At 62.1% G+C, this 18,393-nt stretch carries 18 protein-coding genes; 7 read left to right on the top strand and 11 right to left on the bottom strand.

Going from position 1 to position 18,393, the window contains the following annotated elements:
* Positions 1-5: 5 nt before the first annotated feature.
* Complete coding sequence (locus NO932_RS01230) at positions 6-722, bottom strand: response regulator transcription factor (protein WP_309163213.1); 717 nt, start codon at positions 720-722, stop codon at positions 6-8.
* A gap of 259 nt (positions 723-981) precedes the next feature.
* Between NO932_RS01230 and NO932_RS01225 the strand changes: the two genes are divergently transcribed.
* A complete protein-coding gene (locus tag NO932_RS01225; protein ID WP_309163214.1) occupies positions 982-2,580 on the top strand; it encodes a phosphoenolpyruvate carboxykinase in 1,599 nt (532 codons plus the stop codon).
* Between the two features lie 76 nt (positions 2,581-2,656).
* On the opposite strand, the gene NO932_RS01220 is transcribed toward NO932_RS01225, so the two are convergent.
* The 4 genes from NO932_RS01220 to NO932_RS01205 form a co-directional block, all read right to left on the bottom strand.
* Positions 2,657-3,235 carry a cell wall hydrolase gene (locus NO932_RS01220; protein ID WP_309209213.1) on the bottom strand — a complete coding sequence of 193 codons (579 nt, stop codon included), beginning with the start codon at positions 3,233-3,235 and terminating at the stop codon, positions 2,657-2,659.
* Positions 3,236-3,467: 232 nt separating this feature from the next.
* Positions 3,468-4,355 carry a cation diffusion facilitator family transporter gene (locus tag NO932_RS01215; RefSeq protein ID WP_309209212.1) on the bottom strand — a complete coding sequence of 296 codons (888 nt, stop codon included), beginning with the start codon at positions 4,353-4,355 and terminating at the stop codon, positions 3,468-3,470.
* Positions 4,356-4,406: 51 nt separating this feature from the next.
* Positions 4,407-5,123, bottom strand: coding sequence for an HAD family phosphatase (locus tag NO932_RS01210; protein WP_309209211.1), 717 nt, complete (start codon positions 5,121-5,123; stop codon positions 4,407-4,409).
* Between the two features lie 98 nt (positions 5,124-5,221).
* The gene (locus NO932_RS01205; protein ID WP_309209209.1) at positions 5,222-7,585 is read right to left on the bottom strand and encodes a mechanosensitive ion channel domain-containing protein; all 2,364 of its coding nucleotides are present in this window, start codon (positions 7,583-7,585) and stop codon (positions 5,222-5,224) included.
* Between the two features lie 177 nt (positions 7,586-7,762).
* Here NO932_RS01205 and NO932_RS01200 point away from each other — a divergent pair, with 177 nt between their 5' ends.
* The 4 genes from NO932_RS01200 to NO932_RS01185 are packed head-to-tail and all read left to right on the top strand — an operon-like array spanning position 7,763 to position 11,412.
* Positions 7,763-8,977 carry an amidohydrolase/deacetylase family metallohydrolase gene (locus NO932_RS01200; RefSeq protein WP_375142901.1) on the top strand — a complete coding sequence of 405 codons (1,215 nt, stop codon included), beginning with the start codon at positions 7,763-7,765 and terminating at the stop codon, positions 8,975-8,977.
* Positions 8,974-9,435 carry a RidA family protein gene (locus tag NO932_RS01195; RefSeq protein WP_309209207.1) on the top strand — a complete coding sequence of 154 codons (462 nt, stop codon included), beginning with the start codon at positions 8,974-8,976 and terminating at the stop codon, positions 9,433-9,435. Before NO932_RS01200 ends, NO932_RS01195 begins: the two co-directional genes overlap by 4 nt.
* Positions 9,431-10,627, top strand: a complete 1,197-nt coding sequence (locus NO932_RS01190) for an aminotransferase class V-fold PLP-dependent enzyme (RefSeq protein ID WP_309211100.1) — start codon at positions 9,431-9,433, stop codon at positions 10,625-10,627. The genes NO932_RS01195 and NO932_RS01190 overlap by 5 nt, the downstream gene beginning before the upstream one ends.
* A complete protein-coding gene (locus tag NO932_RS01185; protein WP_309209205.1) occupies positions 10,624-11,412 on the top strand; it encodes an IclR family transcriptional regulator in 789 nt (262 codons plus the stop codon). The genes NO932_RS01190 and NO932_RS01185 overlap by 4 nt, the downstream gene beginning before the upstream one ends.
* On the opposite strand, the gene NO932_RS01180 is transcribed toward NO932_RS01185, so the two are convergent.
* Positions 11,390-12,262, bottom strand: coding sequence for a DUF72 domain-containing protein (locus tag NO932_RS01180; protein WP_309209203.1), 873 nt, complete (start codon positions 12,260-12,262; stop codon positions 11,390-11,392). The genes NO932_RS01185 and NO932_RS01180 overlap by 23 nt on opposite strands.
* An 82-nt stretch (positions 12,263-12,344) precedes the next feature.
* Here NO932_RS01180 and NO932_RS01175 point away from each other — a divergent pair, with 82 nt between their 5' ends.
* The gene (locus NO932_RS01175) at positions 12,345-13,151 is read left to right on the top strand and encodes a DUF72 domain-containing protein (protein WP_309209202.1); all 807 of its coding nucleotides are present in this window, start codon (positions 12,345-12,347) and stop codon (positions 13,149-13,151) included.
* Here NO932_RS01175 and NO932_RS01170 read toward each other — a convergent pair.
* On the bottom strand, positions 13,148-14,248 hold the full coding sequence (locus tag NO932_RS01170; protein ID WP_309209201.1) for a saccharopine dehydrogenase C-terminal domain-containing protein: 1,101 nt from the start codon (positions 14,246-14,248) through the stop codon (positions 13,148-13,150). The two genes, NO932_RS01175 and NO932_RS01170, sit on opposite strands and share 4 nt — an antisense overlap.
* A 136-nt stretch (positions 14,249-14,384) precedes the next feature.
* Here NO932_RS01170 and NO932_RS01165 point away from each other — a divergent pair, with 136 nt between their 5' ends.
* Positions 14,385-14,816, top strand: a complete 432-nt coding sequence (locus NO932_RS01165) for an Lrp/AsnC family transcriptional regulator (protein WP_309163227.1) — start codon at positions 14,385-14,387, stop codon at positions 14,814-14,816.
* Here NO932_RS01165 and NO932_RS01160 read toward each other — a convergent pair.
* From NO932_RS01160 to ugpE, 4 genes are all read right to left on the bottom strand, one after another.
* On the bottom strand, positions 14,813-15,589 hold the full coding sequence (locus NO932_RS01160) for a hypothetical protein (protein WP_309209200.1): 777 nt from the start codon (positions 15,587-15,589) through the stop codon (positions 14,813-14,815). The two genes, NO932_RS01165 and NO932_RS01160, sit on opposite strands and share 4 nt — an antisense overlap.
* 198 nt (positions 15,590-15,787) lie before the next feature.
* Positions 15,788-16,417 (bottom strand): DUF4893 domain-containing protein, encoded by a 630-nt coding sequence (locus NO932_RS01155; RefSeq protein ID WP_309209199.1) that lies wholly within the window; start codon positions 16,415-16,417, stop codon positions 15,788-15,790.
* A gap of 65 nt (positions 16,418-16,482) precedes the next feature.
* A complete protein-coding gene (locus tag NO932_RS01150; RefSeq protein ID WP_309209198.1) occupies positions 16,483-17,550 on the bottom strand; it encodes a sn-glycerol-3-phosphate import ATP-binding protein UgpC in 1,068 nt (355 codons plus the stop codon).
* A 3-nt stretch (positions 17,551-17,553) separates the two neighbouring features.
* Positions 17,554-18,393, bottom strand: a complete 840-nt coding sequence (ugpE, locus tag NO932_RS01145; RefSeq protein WP_309209197.1) for a sn-glycerol-3-phosphate ABC transporter permease UgpE — start codon at positions 18,391-18,393, stop codon at positions 17,554-17,556.

The following is an 18,393-nucleotide window of genomic DNA, read 5'->3' as shown; positions in this document are numbered from 1 at the left end:
GCGGTTTACTGCTCCTTGAAGCGGTAGCCGACGCCATAGAGCGTTTCGATCATGTCGAAGCTGTCATCCACGCTCTTGAACTTCTTTCTCAAGCGCTTGATGTGGCTGTCGATGGTGCGGTCGTCGACATAGACCTGGTCGTCATAGGCGGCGTCCATGAGCGCATTGCGGCTCTTGACCACGCCCGGGCGCTGGGCCAGTGCCAGAAGAATGAGGAATTCGGTGACCGTGAGTGTCACCCGCTGGCCTTTCCAGGTGCAGGTGTGGCGCTCCTGATCCATGACCAGCGCGCCGCGCTCGAGAGAGGTCTTGGGCGCGCCGTCCTCGCCATTGACCACGGCGGCTCCGGCTTCCTTGGGCGCCGCGGCGCGGCGCAGAACCGCTTTCACCCGCTCAACCAGAAGGCGCTGGGAGAAGGGCTTGGTGATGAAATCGTCGGCACCCATCTTGAGCCCGAAAAGCTCGTCGATCTCCTCGTCCTTGGAGGTGAGGAAGATCACCGGGACGTCGGACTTCTGGCGCAGCCGGCGCAGCAGCTCCATGCCGTCCATGCGCGGCATCTTGATGTCGAGGATCGCAAGGTCCGGCCGCTCGGAGGTGAGCCCATCGAGCCCGGAGGCGCCATCGGTATAGGTGGCCACCTGGTAACCCTCGGCTTCGAGTGTCATCGAAACCGAGGTCAGGATGTTGCGGTCGTCATCGACAAGAGCGATCTTGGGCATCGATTTCCCTTTATCTGTTGCGGCTTCCGACAGGTATGACGGCCGGAATCCGATTTCAACGTCGCTTGAAAGAACGCGTCTGCCGCTTGTGCCGTTCACAATACGCGCAAATTATGGCAAGGCCAATCGCCGCACTGCCCGCCGGGCGGCCCTTACACCGCTCTAGACGAACGTCTTACGACCCATTGCCAGATGGAAGCCGCGCTTCCCTCGGTTCTATGGTGGCGCCCAATATATCATAGCATTTATGAGCGTCCCAATGTCCGCCACCACGTGTCAAAGCCTTGCCAAAGCCGTTGCCGACAAGGCCGCCTCGATCCGGTTCAACGATGCGGCCCCCGTGCTTGTCGAAACCGCCATCGCGCGCGGCGAGGGCAAGCTGAGCGCCGATGGCGCCTTTGTCGCCGACACGGGCAAGTTCACAGGCCGCTCGCCCGCCGACAAATTCATCGTGCGCGACGAATTGACCGAAAATCTCGTCTGGTGGGACAATACGGCAGCCCTCGATCCGGAAAAGTTCGAGGTCCTGCTGGCCGATTTCGCCGCTGCGCTCGAGGGTGCCGAGCTCTTCGACCAGCAGCTTTTGGCCGGGGCAGACGTCAAGCACCAGCTCAATGTCGAGGTCCTGACACCCTCGGCCTGGCATGCCCTGTTCATCCGCAATCTTCTGATCCGGCCGGCCCGCGCCGGACTCGATGGCTTTGCTCCCGATGTGACGATCCTGCACAACCCCGCCTTCAAGGCCGATCCGGCCCGCCACGGCACGCGCAGCGAGACGGTGATCGCGCTCGATCTTTCCCGCAACATCGTTCTGATCGGCGGCACCGCCTATGCGGGTGAGATCAAGAAGTCGGTGTTCTCGCTCTTCAATTTCCACGCCCCCTCCAAGGGCGTGCTGCCCATGCACTGCTCGGCCAATACCGGCAAGCAAGGCGACACCGCGCTGTTCTTCGGGCTTTCGGGAACGGGCAAAACCACGCTTTCGACCGATCCGGAACGGATTCTGATCGGTGACGACGAGCACGGCTGGTCCGATGACGGGGTCTTCAACCTCGAGGGCGGGTGCTACGCCAAGACCATCAATCTTTCGCCCCGGGCCGAGCCGGAAATCCATGGCGCGACCAAGAAATTCGGAACCGTGCTCGAAAACGTGGTGCTCGACGAACTCACTCGCGAGCCCGATTTCAACGACGGCTCGAAAACCGAAAATACCCGTGCCGCTTACCCGCTCTATGTACTCGACAATGTCTCGCGCACCGGCACCGGGCCTACGCCCACCAATGTGGTGCTGCTGACCGCCGATGCCTTCGGCGTCCTGCCTCCCATCGCCCGACTTTCGCCCGAACAGGCGATCTACCACTTCCTTTCGGGCTACACCGCCAAGGTGGCCGGCACCGAGCGCGGCGTCACCGAACCGCAGGCGACTTTTTCGGCCTGCTTCGGCGCGCCGTTCATGAGCCTGCACCCCACCGTTTACGGCCGCATGCTCAAAAAGCGCCTGCGCGAGAGCCTGGCCGAATGCTGGCTGATCAACACCGGCTGGACAGGCGGCGCCTATGGCGTGGGCAAGCGCATTTCGATCAAGGATACACGCCGTCTGCTCAACGCGGCGCTATCGGGCGAGTTGATCAACGTTCCGGCCCGCGTCGATCCTGTTTTCGGCTTCGCCGTACCGCTCGCTGTCGAGGGTGTGGACGCCGCCCTGCTCAATCCGCGCGAAACCTGGGCGGACAAGGATGCCTATGACCGCCAGTCCGAAAAGCTCGTCGGCCTGTTCGAAGCCAATTTCGCCAAATTCGCCGCCGCCGATGCCCAGATTGCGGAGGCTGGCCCGCGGCTGGCGGTTGCCGCCGAATAAGGTTCCAAAAGCTCACAGTGGAGGGAGCCCGCGCCGGATACGTTCGGTGCGGGTTTTCTTTTGGCCGATGGCTCGGTCAATAGAAGATGTGATTGCCGATGGCGGCGACTTCCGCATAAGCCGACGCCCAGGAGGGCGAAACGCTTGTGGTGTGGAAGTGCATTGCCGTGGTCAGTCCATCCTCGTGGCGTTGGCCGTCAAGGAACTGACGATAGGCCACTTGGGCGATGACGTTGGACTTCACCCAGCTTTCGCGGTCGATGATGTTGCCCCGGCCGCCCTCGTCTGACCGTCCGTCGCAGGCAAAGGAAAACTGGCAACGGTTGGCCAGATGCGCGTTCTGGAACACTACGTCGCAGACGGTATCGGGATAGGCCCGGCTTTCGACACGGTTGAGGATGACCGATGCCACTGCCCATTGGCCGCTTTCGGGTTCGCCGCGCGCTTCGTGATAGACAGCCTGGGCCAGGCAATGAACCTCGCCGGCGGCCAGTTCCTTGCGCTGCTCGGTGGTCATGAAATCGTCGGCGACGTAGTCGCTCAGAAGATCGGCGGTCAGGACAAGTTCGTCCTGGGCCTGGGCGGGAAGAATACTGGCAAGGCTGAAAATGGCCCCGATGAAGATGCTGCCAATGGCGTGCGTGCCCCGCGCCATGCCGTCCCCTTGTCGCGTTCGGCGCCTCATAGTGGCGCCGTTACCTCGTTGGCCCGACCCTATAGCCACGTTCGCGCGTTAACGCGACGTTAAGCTTAATCGATGGTTAACGTAACGGCTTTTGCGCCCGTTGAGAAGACCCCTAGCCGGGATGTCTCAACGGGGGGTGCTTGAAAAAGCTGGGATTTTAGACAAATCCGTCATCATCGGCGGGGAGAGAGGCGCGGCCGCGTTAGAGCACGACGATGCCCGAATGCTTGGCCTTGTCTTCGGGCTCCACATGGATGGTGATCAGCGCCTCGGTGCTGATCGTTTTGAGCGCCGCTTCGATGCGGTCGCAAATTGCATGCGCGTCCTCGACGCTCATCGCGCCCGGCACGACGAGATGGAAGTCGATAAATGTCGCCTTACCGGCCTGGCGGGCACGCAGATCGTGAGCTTCGATCGCGCCTTCGGCGTTGGCCTGGATGGCTGCGCGGATTTCGTCGAGCTGCTCCTTGGGCACGGCAACATCCATCAGACCGCCCACGCTGCGCGCCAGAAGGCGCGTTCCCGACCAGAGGATGTTGAGGCCCACCAGCGCAGCGATCAGGGGATCGAGCAGGGGCTGATCCGTCGCGAGCACTAATAATAACCCAACGACCACGCCGACCGAGGAAACGACGTCGGTCCACAGATGGTGTCCATCTGCTTCAAGCGCCGGCGATTGCAGCCGCCGGCCCTGGCGGATCAGCACCAGGCACCAAACCCCGTTGATCGCCGAGGCCACGACCGAAATGACGATGCCCTCCAAGGGGGCCGAAAGCGGCTGCGGCGCGGCAAAACCCTGCCAGGCCTGATGGAAGATCAACAGCGCGGCGACGACGATGAACACCCCCTCGATCACCGCCGAGAAATATTCGGCCTTGTGATAGCCATAGGGCATGGCCGCATCGGCGGGACGGGCGGCAAGACGAACTGCGATGAGGGCGGCGATGGCGGTGGCAAGGTTGACCACCGATTCCAGCGCGTCGGAAAGCAGCGCGACGGACCCGGTGATCCGGGCAGCCCAGAACTTGAGCGCGAGAACGCCTATCGTCACCGCGATACTGCCGAGCGCGAGTTTGATCGTCTGGGACATGTTGGCTCCGGGGAAGCGATATCTTCGCCTAGCTAAAGCCGGACAATTTGTCTATCCCTTTGATTTTATGTGCAAATGCTTCTGCAACCCATTTGCAGTACGCGGTGCCGAAACCAGATGATCGTGAGCGTGGGCAAGGCTCTCGAGCACCGCGACACAGAGCGCTGCAATGTCTTCACTCGGGGGGACCAGGTCCGGCACCATCACCGTGCGCATGCCCGCCGCATGGGCTGCCCGGACCCCGGCCACCGAATCTTCGAACGCAACGCAATGGACCGGATCGACCGCAAGGCGTTTCGCGGCTGTCAGATAGGGCTCGGGGTGCGGCTTGGGATTGGCCACGTCGTCACGGGTGACGATCGTATCGAAATAGTCGATCACGCCCGCCGACTTGAGATGGGAGAGCGCATGGTGCGAACGCGATGAGGTCGCGACCGCCAGCGGGACGTCGAGTTCCCTTAGGGCCGAGACCAGCTCGACAGCGCCGGTCTTGACCGGCACGGCATCTCCCATGCGCACATACATCGACGCGCGGCACTTTTCGTCGAACAATTCGTAGGGAAACTCCGCCCCGAAGGCTTCCGCCAGCAGCCCGGCAGTCGTTTCATGGGAGGACCCCACCATGCGCCCATGCACATGGTCGGTCATGGCAAAGCCCAATTCGGTGCAGACCTCATAGACGATGGCCTTGAACACCGCTTCGGTATCGAGCAGCGTTCCGTCCATGTCGAAGATGACGGCGTCGAAAGGGTGGGCGAGAGGGGACATTTGCAGCTTTCGAGAGGAGGAGAAAGCGCTTCCCCTTAGCACGGCATCCCGATTGGGGAAAGGCGGCAAGACGCCGCCCTTTTTCACGCTTTTCGGGGCTAGCGATCGTCGTCCTCGCCGGGGCCGGCGTCAATGTCGGGCATGTCCTTGCCTTCGATCTGTTTCCCCTGCGGACGCCGCTTGCGCGCGGGAGCAGGGGGCGTTTGCTCGCTCGGAAGCGTTTCGGCCTCCGCGTTCTCGCTGTCGTCCCGGATCATGTGCAGCGGCGGTGCCTTTCCGTCCTTGCCGACGCCGAAATAAAGCGTCTGATGCGGGAAGGGAATTTCGATGTCGCGTTCGTCGAACAGGCGCTTGACGATGGCGCTGTAGGCACGTTTGACGGCCCATTGCTTGCCCGGCAGGGTCTTGATCCTCGCCCGCAGAACGACCTCGCTCGGCCCGAAAGCATTAATGCCCATCCATTCGAAATCGGCGATGATGACGTTCTTGTGCTCTGGATCGGCCCGCAGTTCCTCGAAGGCGTCGAGCATCGCCTGGCGGGCGTCCTCCACATTCTCCCGATATCCCACTCCCATGTCGATCAGCGCATAAGAGAAGCCGCGCATGAAATTGGTGACGGTATCGACCGAGGAGAAGGGGATGATGTGGTAGGACCCCTCGACATCGCGCAGTGAGACCGAACGGATCGTGAGACGCTCGACCGAACCGGAAATCCCGCCCACGGCAACGACATCCCCCACATCGATGGCGCCTTCGAGCTGGATGAAGATGCCGGTGATGATGTCCTGGACCAGCTTTTGCGCACCGAAACCGATGGCAAGACCGATCACACCCGCCGAGGCGAGCAGGGGCGCGATATTGATGCCCACTTCCGAGAGCACGAACATCAGCGTTATGACGATGATGGCAATGGTCAGAGCATTGCGCATCAGCGCGAAAAGCGTCCGCTTGCGGGCCGTTGCCCGCGGCGCGAGTTCAGGATTGACCTGGCTGTCCACCCAGGCGTTGAGCGCAATCCAGGCGATGATGGCGAGCGCAAGGATCATCAGGATGGTGATTGTAGACCCTGCGACCCGCGCCCCGAACTCGCTTTCGACGAATTCGACGAAGTTGAAAAAGCCCAACCCGTGCAGGCAGACGATGACCACGACCGCAATGACGATGAAGCGCACGACCTTGAGCACCACCGGCACGATACCATTGAGCTGCCGTTGCAGTTCGGGCGAGCGGCGGCGGATCGGTTCGGGAAGGGTGATGCCGTTGGCAGTGACGCGCTTGATGATGTTGAGGATGATAAAACCCACCAGCACCGCAATGCCGATCTGGGCGTTGGACCACAGATAAGCCTGGAACTGGGGGCTCGAGCGGGTGAGCGCCACTATCGCGAGGACGGCGATATAGAGCAATGCGAGGACGTGCCAATACTGGATGGGCAAGCTCAGGCCCCGACGCGCCTCGTTGTTGGAAACAAAGGTCATGAGCTTTCGGCGCACCGGTTCGCGCGCCACAAGGACACCGATGGCGGCGGTCAGGAGCGTTATGAGGACCATGACGACCGATATCGCCCGCCCCGCCGCGAACGAAATGGTGGCGGTGACCAGGGGCAGCAGCATCATCTGGCCGAAAACGAAAAGGCTGACCAAAAGCCGTGACCACCCCATGATGGAGCGCGCGCTTGCATCGCTGACGTGAACCAGCCGCTGCTCGGCTTCGTTGGGCGAAAGTACGGTGCGCAGAACCGCCAGCACGATTTCGACCATCAGGAAAGCGTTGAGATAGAGCGAGTGCTCCAGGCTGATCTGGCCGGGAATGCCCAGGATGCTCACCGCCACCGTGTAGCCCAGCGCATAAGGTATGAGGGCCGCAACGATATCGAGTACCAGTTCCAGAACCAGCGCCACAGGCTTGGCGACCCACCCTCCACGCCGGAACAAGTGCCGGAGACGGGCCCGCGGACCGGCGCCCAGCCTGCGGAGCAGGATCAACCCTCCATAGGTGATGACCACCAGGATTGCGATATGACCCAATATGGCGCCCACTCCCTCGAGTTCGCCGATATTGAGGCCGGCAAAGATGCTCGGCACATTGGTCAATTGCCGCCAGAGCTGGCTGAGCGACCGGGCGACGCTTTCCACTGTTTCCCGCGTGAAATCAGCGATCTGGCTACCGAACGAGCGCAATTCTTCGGCCGGACTCTGCTCTTCCGTCGCCGCTGTGGCTTCGGCGCCTTGAGTGGCAAGGTTGGCCTCGAGTTCGGCAATGAGCGCGTCCCGGGCCGCATCATCGCGCAGAACTTCGATCAGTTGGGCAAGAGCCTGTTGTGGATCGGACGCGCTCTCTTCGGTTGCGACCGCATCGGCACCCTGGGCTTGCGCCAGCGCCGGTGCTGCCAAGCAAAGCCATAGGGAAAGAAGGATGAAGGCAAAAAGGGGCAGCGGGCGTAGGAAAATCGGCAAGGTCATTGGCCTGTCGGATCCAAGAAGAATGAAATCGGGCAATGGGCGGGAGGCTACAAGCCTTTGATGCAATGATGAACCCCCCACGGCGAATGGAGTGGATGCCTCTTGACGACGGGCTACGGAAAGCACCAAGATGCCATAATAACGCAGTCTATTCCATAATTAAGGAATTTTACCGTGATCGGTAATTCTTTCGCGCCCGCAGATCGACCGCTACTGCTCGCGGACATCCGTCCCATCGGCTTCGGTCTGGGTTTGCCCGAGCGATGTGATGTTCTCATCGCGCCCGGAGGCACCGTCGCTGCTGTGGGTCCTGGACTGGCCGCCGACGGCGCCGAGCGGATAGAGGGAAGGGGCGCTTTCCTTTCCCCCGGCTGGACCGATCTGCACGCCCATATCTGGTATGGCGGCACCGACATCTCGATCCCTCCCGATGAGGCTGGCGCGGCGCGCGGGGTGACGACCATCGTTGACGCGGGCTCGGCCGGCGAAGCCAATTTCCACGGGTTTCGCGAGTATATCGCCGAGCCGGCGCGCGAGAATGTTTACGCCTTTCTGAACCTCGGCTCGATCGGGCTGGTTGCGTGTAACCGGGTCTCCGAACTCATGGACATGCGCTCGATCGACATCGACAGGATCAAGGCAACGGTTGAAGCCAATCGCGACGTGATCCGGGGTTTGAAGGTCCGCGCCAGCGCGGTGATCACCGGCGGCTGGGACATGGCGCCAGTCAAGCTCGCAAAGAAGCTCGGGCGCATCCTCGACCTGCCGCTCATGGTGCATGTGGGCGAGCCGCCCCCACTCTATGACGACGTGCTGGCGGTCTTGACCGAGGGCGACATCGTCACCCATTGCTTCAACGGCAAGGTCGGCGGCTCGATCCTCGAGGACGAGGACCTCTATCGCCTCGCGGAGGACGCCGCTTCGCGCGGCGTGGTGCTCGATGTCGGCCATGGCGGGGCCTCGTTTTCGTTCGACGTGGCCAAGGCCGCGCTGGCGCGGGGACTGAAACCGAAAACCATCTCCACCGACCTGCACAACCGCTCCATGGACCAGTCGGTCTGGGACATGGCGACGACGCTCTCGAAACTCCTCTCGCTCGGCATGGATTTCGAAGACGTGGTGCACGCCGCGACCATTGCCCCGCGACAGGTGATCAGGCTCGACACCGAAGACCTGCTCGCGATCGGCAAGCCCGCCGAATTCACCCTGTTCGAGATCGAGGACAGCACGGTGACGGTCCGGGACGCCCACGGCGCCACCTCATTGCTCGAAAAGACTTTCGAGCCGCGTTACGCGATCCTTGGTGCCCATGCCGTCCATGCCCATCGCTATCACCCGATGGAGGGCGATGTGCCCCGCGCCTGCGCCCATTGCGGCTGGCCGCTGCCATGACGCCCTATGAGCGCCTCGCCGAACTGGGGCTGGAACTGCCGCCCGTCCCTGCACCCGTTGCCAATTTCACCAATTGGGTGCGCGAGGGCGATCTGGTCTTCATTTCCGGCCAGGGACCGATCGAACCGGACGGTACCCGCCATACAGGCAAGCTGGGCGCCGGGGTGGATATCGAGGCCGGTTACGCCCATGCCCGGCTGACTGGGCTCAACCTCATCGCCGTCATGCACGAGGCGCTGGGCGATCTTTCGCGGGTCAAGCGGGTCGTGAAGCTCCTGGGCATGGTCAACGCGACTCCCGATTTCGTCGAGCACCCGAAAGTCGTCAATGGCTGCTCGGACCTGATGGTCGCGGTGTTCGGCAAAAAGGGAATCCATGCCCGCTCGGCCGTGGGCTTTTCCTCGCTGCCTTTCGGGATCACCGTGGAGATCGAAGCCGTGATCGCTGTGGAGGATTGATATGGATATCCACGAACGCTTCGGCCTGCGCCGCGTCATCAACTGCTCGGGCACCATGACCGGGCTCGGCGCCTCCATCGTCGTGCCCCAAGCGCGCGAGGCGGTCGCCGCGGTGCTTGGCCAGTGGACCGAAATCGCCGATCTCCAGCGTGCTGCCAGCCGCACCATCGCAGGGCTGACGGGTGCGGAAGCGGGTTGCGTTACGGCCTCCTGCTCGGCGGCGATTACGCTTACGATCGCGGGGCTGATGACCGGCCGCGACATGGGATTGATCGAGCGCCTCCCCGATACGGCGGGGCTGAAAAACCAAGTCGTCATCCAAACCGGACATCTGGTCGATTACGGCGCGCCGATCGACCAGGCGATCAGGCTTTCCGGTGCCAAGGTGGTTCCGGTCGGACAGGCGACCGAAACCCGCCCGCACCAGCTCGCCGCCGCAATCACTGAAAATACCGCCGCAGCGCTCTATGTTGTCTCGCACCACTGCGTCGAATACGGCCAGCTTCCGTTGGAAATCTTCTGCGAGATCGCCCACGAAAAAGGCGTGCCGGTAATTGTCGATGCCGCCTCCGAATACGATCTCAAGGGCTTTCTCGCCAAGGGCGCCGATCTCGTCCTCTATTCGGGGCACAAATTCCTCGGCGGGCCGACTTCGGGCATTATTGCCGGTAAAGCGGATCTGGTGGCCGCCGCGTACCTCCAAAATTATGGCATCGGCCGCGGTTTCAAGGTCGGCAAGGAGGGCATCGCCGGGGTGATTGCCGCGCTCGAGGCCTGGGATACCCGTGACCACGCCGGTATCCGGGCCCGCGAGCGGGCTGCGCTCGACCTGTGGAAAGCAACGCTGGACGACCGCCCGGGCATCCTCGCCCGTTTGACGCCCGACCCCACCGGCAATCCCCTCGACAGGCTGCGCATCGATTTCGATCCCAGGATGGCGAAAATCACCGCCTGGGATTTCGCCGCGGCGATGGCGGCGGGCGAACCGGCCATCATCGTCCGCGACCATGAAGCCGAGCACAATTATCTGTTCCTCGACCCCTGCAATCTGCATGCGGGCGAGGAAGAGGTGGTTGCGGGCCGGCTGACGGCGGTGCTCGATGCGGCGCTGGCTGCCGATGGGCGCATGGTCACCCCATTCGCCGATACGGTCCGCGCCCGTGCCCAAGCGTTCGGCCGGTGGCCGCAATGAGTCTCGCCGCGCCCCGCCGCCGCGTGCCGGCGCTCGAGCGGGCGAGCCAGATCCTCGATCACCTGGTCGCGATCGGAAAGCCGGCCACGGCCTATGAGATCGGCCAGGCGATCGGCGCGCCGCTCTCGACGGTCTACGGCACCATCGACGATCTGGTGGCTCAAGGCTTTGTCGATCGCTCGGGGAATGGCAGCGTCTGGCTGGGCCCCAAACTCTACCACTACGGCCTAGCTTATGCCCGCCGTCTGGACCTGCTCTCCGTCGCCACCGAGGAAATGAACGCCCTCTCGCGCGCCTCGGGCGAGACCGTGCAGGTCTGCGGACGCGACGGCGATGCCATGGTCGTCCTCGCCATGGCCGAAGGCCCCGACCATTTCGGCGTCGCCTCGCGCGTCGGCACCCGCACCCCGCTCAACTGGTCGGCCTCGGGGCGCCTGCTGGTCGGACATCTGCCCGAGCCCAAGCGCCGCGCCGTGTTCGAGCACGCCACCCGCCCCTCGCCCACCGGCAAGGCGGAAACCGACATAAACGACCTCGTCACATCGGCCCGTACGGCGCTTGAAAACCGTCTTTCGATTCAGGCCGGAGAGTCGGACTATTCGGTCGCCTGCATCGCTTCTCCCATTTGCGATGCCGAAGGCGCCTGCCGCGCGACGATCTCGATCGTTGTGCCGGACCATAAGGTTGACCAGCCCGATCCCGATCTCAAGGCACTCGTGCGCAAAAGCGCCCGCCGCATTGAGGGGCGGTTGGGGTGGCAGGCTAATCGAGCTTCAACCGCCTGATCAGCCCCTGCGCATCGAACGGCGCGCGGACCTTGGCGTCATTGTCGAAATAGACGAACACGTCCCGGCTCTCGGCCTTCGGTCCGCGTCCTGCGATACGCTTTGCGTCCCGAGGCTCGGCGCCTCTTGCCCAGGCCGCAACGCGTCTTGCCCATATATCAAGCGCTTCGTCCTCATAGCCGCTCGTATAAAGCTCCTCAGATCCGTGCAGGCGGCAATAGACGAAGTCGGCGGTCATATCCATGACCAGCGGCCAGTCGACGGTGTCTGCCACCACAAGCGCCGCATTGTGCGCCCTGAGCAGATCGACGAAGTCCGGCGTGCAGAAGGTTTCGCTGCGGATTTCGAAGGCGTGGCGAAGGGGAATGTCGATTTCGGCTTCGGCATAGGCGCGGCCTTCGAGCCGCTGGTCGTGCTTGCGAGCCAGCTTTGCCGCCTCCTGGGTCGTGCGCGGCAGCAGGTCCAGAAACCGTAAAAAGCGGTCAGGATCGAACTTCATGCGGGCCGGAAATTGCCAGAGGATCGGTCCCAGCTTGGGGCCGAGCCGCAACGGGCCAGAGGCGAGAAAGTTGGCGAGCGGGGTCTCCACCTCCTTGAGCCTGAGCATATGGGTGATGTAGCGCGAGCCCTTGATGGCGAAGACGAAATCCTCCGGCGTCTCCTCGCGCCAGCGGGCGAAGGCTTCGGGGCGCTGCAGGCCATAGAAGGTGCCGTTGATCTCGATCGAGGGAAAGCACTCGGCGGCATAGGAAAGCTCGCGCTTATGAGGCAGGCCTTCGGGGTAGAACTTTCCCCGCCAGCCCTTGTAGGTCCAGCCCGAAATGCCGATACGGATATTTCCCTTTGCCATTGGGTGACAACGGACGGCAAATCCGGGCTGTTCCCAACCGGCCACCGTGCTAGTCTGAACGCCGATAAACAGGAGTGCGACAATGGCGGGCGGAAAAATCCATATCGGGGTGGGCGGCTGGACGTTCGAGCCCTGGCGCGGCACCTATTATCCGGAGAAATTGGCGCAAAGGCGCGAGCTCGAATATATGGGCACGACCATGACCGGGGTGGAGGTCAACGGCACTTTCTATGGCAGCCAGAAGCCCGAGAGCTTCCGCAAATGGCACGATGAAGTGCCGGAAGATTTCATGTTCACGTTGAAGGGCACGCGTTACGCGACCAACAAGCGCGTGCTCGGCGAAGCGGGCGAATCGGTCAATCGTTTTACATCGAGCGGCATCACCGAGCTCAAGGACAAGCTCGGGCCGATCAATTGGCAGCTCGCCTCGACCAAAAAATTTGATCCCGATGATTTCGCTGCATTTCTGAAGCTCCTGCCCGCAACCCAGGACGGCCGCAAGCTGCGCCATGCCGTGGAGGCGCGGCACGAAAGCTTTGCCAATGGCGATGCGGTGGCGCTGGCGCGCGAAAACGGCGTGGCGCTGATCACCGGGGCCGATGCCGAGTATCAGGTGATCGCCGACCCCACCGCCGATTTCGTTTATCTGCGCTTGCAGGGGACCAGCGAGGAGCACGAGAAGGGCTATTCGGAAAAGGATCTCGACCTCTGGGCCGAGCGGATCGTCACTTACGCCCAGGGCGGGGTGCCCGACGATCTGCCCAGCCGCGGGCCTAGCCCCAAGCAAACCCCGCGCGAAGTGTTCGCCTTCGTGATCTCGGGATTCAAGGAGCGCAATCCCAAGGCCGCGATGGCGCTGATCGAGCGAGTGAAAAAACTCGGCGGCTAGGCGACCTTGGTCATCGCCTGGTTCTGGGCATAGATTCGGCCGAAGCGATTGGCGAGGAAGGCATCGAGCGCGATTTCTTCCTGCGCCACGAACCCCTTTTGCGGCAATTGCCCGGCGGCCAGCATGTCAAGCACAGCGGAGATGCCCGAGGCAGTGGTGATCTGGATGGCCGAGCGCTCACGTGTTCCCACATAGCCTGACAGAATGGTGCGCGCGAAGCGCTCATAGGCAGGCTTGCCGACGCGCGTGCCGGTCACTTCGACCAGGATCACCACCATGTCCTGCTTGGTGGTCGAGAGCGCATGGCGGAAGATGTCCAGCGCCAGATCGCGGCGATCCTTTAAATTCAGATCGTTGAGCAAAAGCTTCATGATCCGCGCATGGCCGGGATAGCGGATGGTGCGGTAGTTGAGGTTTTTGACTTTCCCGTTGAGCACTTGCGGAGTGGAGCCCAGCCCGCCCGACGTGTTGAACGCCTCATAACGCACCCCATCGAGCTCGAACTCCTCGATGTCCTCCAGCGGAGCGATTTCCGTAAGCTCGCCATCGACGATGGCTTCACAAGGTTCGCAATATTCGTTGATCACCCCTTCGGGCGACCAGGTCAGCGCGTAATTGAGGACGTTGGTGGGAAATTGCGGCAGGGCGCCGACCTTCATCTTGACGTCTTCGAGCGTATCGAAGCGTTTGGCGAGACTCATCGCGGCGATGGCGATGAACCCCGGAGCGAGCCCGCACTGCGGGATGAAGGCGGTATCGGCCTTTGATGCTATTTCCTTGACGCGCCTCGTGGATTTTACATCCTCGGTGAGATCGAGATAGTGAACGCCAGCGGCGGCGGCGGCTTCCGCGATGCGGGTGGTGAGCGAATAGGGCGCTGCCGAGAGCACCGCGAATTTGCCTTTGAGAATGGCTTCCAGGGCGCCGGGTTCGGCCACTTCGCAGCGCGCAGACTTGACCTCGGGACCGGTATCGAGCGCGGCCAGCGCATCGGCGGAACGGTCGACCACGGTAACGGCGTAATCACCGCTCTGGCTGAGCATGTCCGCTATGGTGGCGCCGATCCGGCCCGCCCCTATGACGACGATCTCCTTCATACCATCCTCCTTTTCAAGCGGGGATAAATCCCGCGATCCTCCAAAACAGGATGCCATGCTGTTCCGTTGATTTGCAGTCGGCACTGAGGCATAATCGCGAGACGAAAGGCGCAAACCAACGAAAATTTACACCACAATGACGAAAGTTAACGCCGATCGCATGCTTTTGGCGCTGCTGCGCGAAAACGCCCGCATGCCGGTCGCCGAACTGGCCCGCCGGCTGGGGGTTTCCCGCTCCACTGCGCAAAGTCGGCTCGAAAAACTCGAACGCAACGGAACCATTGCAGGTTACGCGCTCAAATTGTCGGGCGGATATCTTTCGAGCCAGATCAGCGCGCATCTGATGGCGACGGTCTCGCCCAAAAAGGTGGGGCAGGTGGTCAAGGCGCTCGAATCCATGGTGGAGGTGCGCACCGTGCATTCGGTTTCGGGGAGCTTCGACATGATCGTGGTGGTCGAGGCCCCGTCTGTCGCTGAACTCGACGCGGTGATCGACAGGATCGGTGCGCTCGAAGGGGTCGAGCGCACCATGAGTTCGATCATTCTTTCAACGCGCGTCGATCGCTAGTTTCCGTTGAATTCGGCCACGGTGTCGGCGGCGATCTGCTGCAGGAAGGCAGCGGTTTCAGGGTCCAGCCGGTCGTAATAATCGTATTCGAGGCCGACCGGCGATACCCCGTACAGCGTTGCAAGGGCAGTTGCCGCGGCAAGGTAGGAGCCGGCCAGATTGGGATGGCTATGGTCGAACTCCACATGCAGTTCGAGATCAGGCCTCTCCTCATAGGCGTTGGCAAAGGCCAAGCCGACCGGGATGACCGTGGCGCCGATCTCGGCGGCGACTTCGGTATAAAGGCTTTCCAGATTGTGGGTCATTCCCGGGGAGTGGTTCTCGTGACCTTCGCCATAGGCGTGGGTCATGTAGAGAACCGTTTCGGCGCCGTGCTCGGCGATCAGCTCATTGGCGGCCAGAACCGCATCGCGGAAGCGGGTGCGGCGGTTATCGGAATTGCCGGCGGCGCTATGCCCGGCCAAGATCACCGCGTCGAACGGCTCGTCATAGCCGATGGCGCCGGGGGTCAGGTAATGCTCGTAAGGGTGATGGTCGAGCGAGCCGCCCGAAATGGTGATCGAGCGGAAGGGCAGCAGGTCGTCATCGCTGCGGCCTTCGGCTTCCGCCAGCATGCGGTTGAGATGATTGTGGATGCTGTCGTTGTAGTAGAAATAGCTGTTGCCCACGAACAGGATCTGTCGCGGCGTATCGGGCATCTCCTCCTGAGCGAGGGCAGAAGTCGAGACGATGAGGAGCATGGCTCCGGCAAGCGAGCAGGCGCGTCTAATCATTGATTTTCCTCCAAATTCCTCTTCCCCGGCGCAAGGCGCGAGGGGTGGAGTTTGCTAGCGCGCACCGTTCGAGCCTGACAAGCCCGCAAGACGCACTTCGAGGCAATTGAATGCATTGGAAGGCCGGCGATGGGTAGGATTGGTGACATTTGCCGCCAATCCTGTTTCCCATCCTACCCAATCAGAGAGAGGCAGGGATTACTTTCTGATTTCATAGAGCCGGAATCGTCCGCCATCTTCGGGAGCGAAGGCCATGACGAAGTGGTTTTCGCCGATTTTCTGAATTTCGGCGACCGCATCGAATTCGCGCTGTTCGGGCGTGATTTCCCCGGCCATCATTGTCGAATAAAGGCGCGGGGCTTCATAGCCGTAGTAAAGCGCTCCGACGAAAAACACCGTCATATCATCAGCTTGCGCCAACATGCCCCGATGGCGCTGGCTGCCGGACGCCTTGTCGAAGATGAGCGCCTGCCCTTCGGGATAGATGCGGGCGGGAAAATAGGGATAGACGAAAGCGCCCAGTTCGGTGGCTTGCAGCGAGCGCATGCGCCAATCGCCTTCGAGTTCGGCGATGTGGAAGGCGATGGGCTCGGCATCGATCAGGGTCTGAAATTGTGGAAGGGCACCCAGGATTTCGGGATCCTCGGAGGTCCCGGCCAATTGGTCGAGACGAGCCGCCAGCCCTTCGCGCCAGCCTTGGGCGAGGGTTTGGTCCTCGGGATGGAGCTGGGCGAAGAGGGACTTGGCGTAACCCCTCGAATCCTGGGCGAGAGCGGGGGAAACGAGGGCGAGAGAGATGGCGATCAGGGCTGTTATGACGGCACGCATGGTGGCTCCATAGTGTCCATATACGGGTCGAGATCAGCCAATGTGCCCCTGATCGACGGCTCTATTCAGGCATTGCCAACACGGTCGTGCATTTTTCGCCCCGTCTGGGCATCGAAACAATGCAAAGCGGTGTGCGGAACGTGGATTTTGAGCGCATCGCCGGTCTCGCCGCGATGGATGCCGGCGCTGCGCAGCACCAGTTCCTTGTCGAGCCCCTGGGCGTGAACATAGAGCAGGCTTTCCGAACCTACGAGCTCGATGGCATCGAGGGTGGCGTCGATCGAAAGGTGGGGCTCGGCGGGCGCTTCGAGGGCGATATCTTCGGGGCGGATGCCGATGGTGCCGCAGCCGGCAGCCACGCGGTCGGGAAGCGTGCCGGCCACGGCGCGCAGCGCGTCGGTGGGAACCAGGTTCATGCCGGGCGAACCCATGAAGGCGGCAACGAAGACCGAAGCAGGGTCGGAATAGACCTCGAGCGGCTTGCCGATCTGTTCGATCACCCCGCCGTTCATCACCACCAGCTTGTCGGCCAACGTCATGGCTTCGAGCTGATCGTGGGTGACATAGACCGAGGTGGTGCCAAGCGTGCGCTGCAGGCGGCGGATTTCAACCCGCATCTGGCCGCGCAGTTTGGCATCGAGATTGGAGAGTGGCTCGTCGAACAGGAACGCCTTGGGCTGGCGTACGATGGCCCGGCCCATCGCGACGCGCTGACGCTGGCCGCCGGAAAGCTGGCGCGGCTTGCGCTCGAGGAACTGTTCGATTTCCAGGATCCGGGCGGCCTCGGCGACGCGGCGATCGATCTCCTCCTTGGGGGTTTTGCGGTTCTTGAGCCCGTATTCGAGATTCTGGCGCACGCTCATATGGGGGTAGAGCGCATAGTTCTGGAACACCATGGCGATGTCGCGCTCGGCCGGTTCGAGCTTGTTGACCACGGTTTCCCCGATGCGCACGTCGCCCGAGGTGATCGATTCCAGCCCGGCAATCATGCGCAACAGCGTGGATTTCCCACAGCCGGAAGGACCGACGAGGACGACGAGTTCGCCGTCTTCGATGGACAGATCAATGCCTTTGATGGCCTCGACATTGCCCTGATAGATCTTGCGGACATTGGAGATTTCGATGGCGGACATTGGTTATTTCTCCGTTTCGACAAGGCCTTTGACGAACAGGCGCTGCATGAGAATGACGATGAGGACGGGGGGCAGCATGGCGAGCACCACGGCCGTCATGATGAGGTTCCATTGCGGATCGACCTCCTGGGCGCCGGCCATCTGGCGTACGCCCATCATGAGGGTGAAGTGTTCCTCGCGCGTGGTGACCAGAAGCGGCCAGAGATACTGCACCCAGCCATAGATGAAGAGGATGATGCACAGCGCCGCGATATTTGTGCGCGAGAGCGGCAAAAGGATATCGCGGAAGAATTTGATCGGGCCGGCGCCATCGACGCGGGCCGCCTCCATCATCTCGTCCGGGATGGTCATGAAGAACTGCCGGAAGAGGAAGGTGGCGGTGGCCGAGGCGATCAGCGGGACGGTGAGGCCGGCATAGGTGTTGAGCATGCCCAGATTGGCCACGACCTCATAGGTGGGGATGATGCGCACCTCGACCGGCAGCATCAGGGTGATGAAGATCAGCCAGAAGGCCAGGAGCCGGAAGGGGAATTTGAAATAGACGATGGCGTAGGCGGAGATGATCGAGATGGCGATCTTGCCCACCATGATGATGAGCGCCATCACCGTGGAATTCCACACCATCAGCCAGAAGGGCGGGCTGCCCGGCGGATCGAAGGTCCAGACCGCAATGAGGTTGGCGATGAGTTCGCCACCCGGCAGAAGCGGGGCGCCGCTGTTGAGCGTCACATCGGTATGGGTCATGGCGATGACCGCCACATAGACGGGGAAGGCGACGATGATGACGCCCACGACCAGGACCAGATGGGTGAGGACGGTGAGAAGGGGACGGTTTTCGACCAT

The sequence above is a fragment of the Pelagibacterium sp. 26DY04 genome, assembly GCF_031202305.1.
GTDB lineage: Bacteria > Pseudomonadota > Alphaproteobacteria > Rhizobiales > Devosiaceae > Pelagibacterium.
Note: the sequence above shows the minus strand (reverse complement) of the source record. Positions and strands in the feature narration are given on the sequence as shown.

Coding starts and splice junctions, on each gene's coding strand:
- NO932_RS01185 (WP_309209205.1), top strand. CDS start 10,624: ATGAGTCTCGCCGCGCCCCGCCGCCGCGTGCCGGCGCTCGAGCGGGCG.
- NO932_RS01230 (WP_309163213.1), bottom strand. CDS start 722: ATGCCCAAGATCGCTCTTGTCGATGACGACCGCAACATCCTGACCTCG.
- NO932_RS01220 (WP_309209213.1), bottom strand. CDS start 3,235: ATGGCGCGGGGCACGCACGCCATTGGCAGCATCTTCATCGGGGCCATT.
- NO932_RS01205 (WP_309209209.1), bottom strand. CDS start 7,585: ATGACCTTGCCGATTTTCCTACGCCCGCTGCCCCTTTTTGCCTTCATC.
- NO932_RS01160 (WP_309209200.1), bottom strand. CDS start 15,589: ATGATTAGACGCGCCTGCTCGCTTGCCGGAGCCATGCTCCTCATCGTC.
- NO932_RS01210 (WP_309209211.1), bottom strand. CDS start 5,123: ATGTCCCCTCTCGCCCACCCTTTCGACGCCGTCATCTTCGACATGGAC.
- NO932_RS01170 (WP_309209201.1), bottom strand. CDS start 14,248: ATGAAGGAGATCGTCGTCATAGGGGCGGGCCGGATCGGCGCCACCATA.
- NO932_RS01155 (WP_309209199.1), bottom strand. CDS start 16,417: ATGCGTGCCGTCATAACAGCCCTGATCGCCATCTCTCTCGCCCTCGTT.
- NO932_RS01175 (WP_309209202.1), top strand. CDS start 12,345: ATGGCGGGCGGAAAAATCCATATCGGGGTGGGCGGCTGGACGTTCGAG.
- ugpE (WP_309209197.1), bottom strand. CDS start 18,393: ATGGTCGAAAACCGTCCCCTTCTCACCGTCCTCACCCATCTGGTCCTG.
- NO932_RS01195 (WP_309209207.1), top strand. CDS start 8,974: ATGACGCCCTATGAGCGCCTCGCCGAACTGGGGCTGGAACTGCCGCCC.
- NO932_RS01225 (WP_309163214.1), top strand. CDS start 982: ATGTCCGCCACCACGTGTCAAAGCCTTGCCAAAGCCGTTGCCGACAAG.
- NO932_RS01150 (WP_309209198.1), bottom strand. CDS start 17,550: ATGTCCGCCATCGAAATCTCCAATGTCCGCAAGATCTATCAGGGCAAT.
- NO932_RS01215 (WP_309209212.1), bottom strand. CDS start 4,355: ATGTCCCAGACGATCAAACTCGCGCTCGGCAGTATCGCGGTGACGATA.
- NO932_RS01165 (WP_309163227.1), top strand. CDS start 14,385: ATGACGAAAGTTAACGCCGATCGCATGCTTTTGGCGCTGCTGCGCGAA.
- NO932_RS01180 (WP_309209203.1), bottom strand. CDS start 12,262: ATGGCAAAGGGAAATATCCGTATCGGCATTTCGGGCTGGACCTACAAG.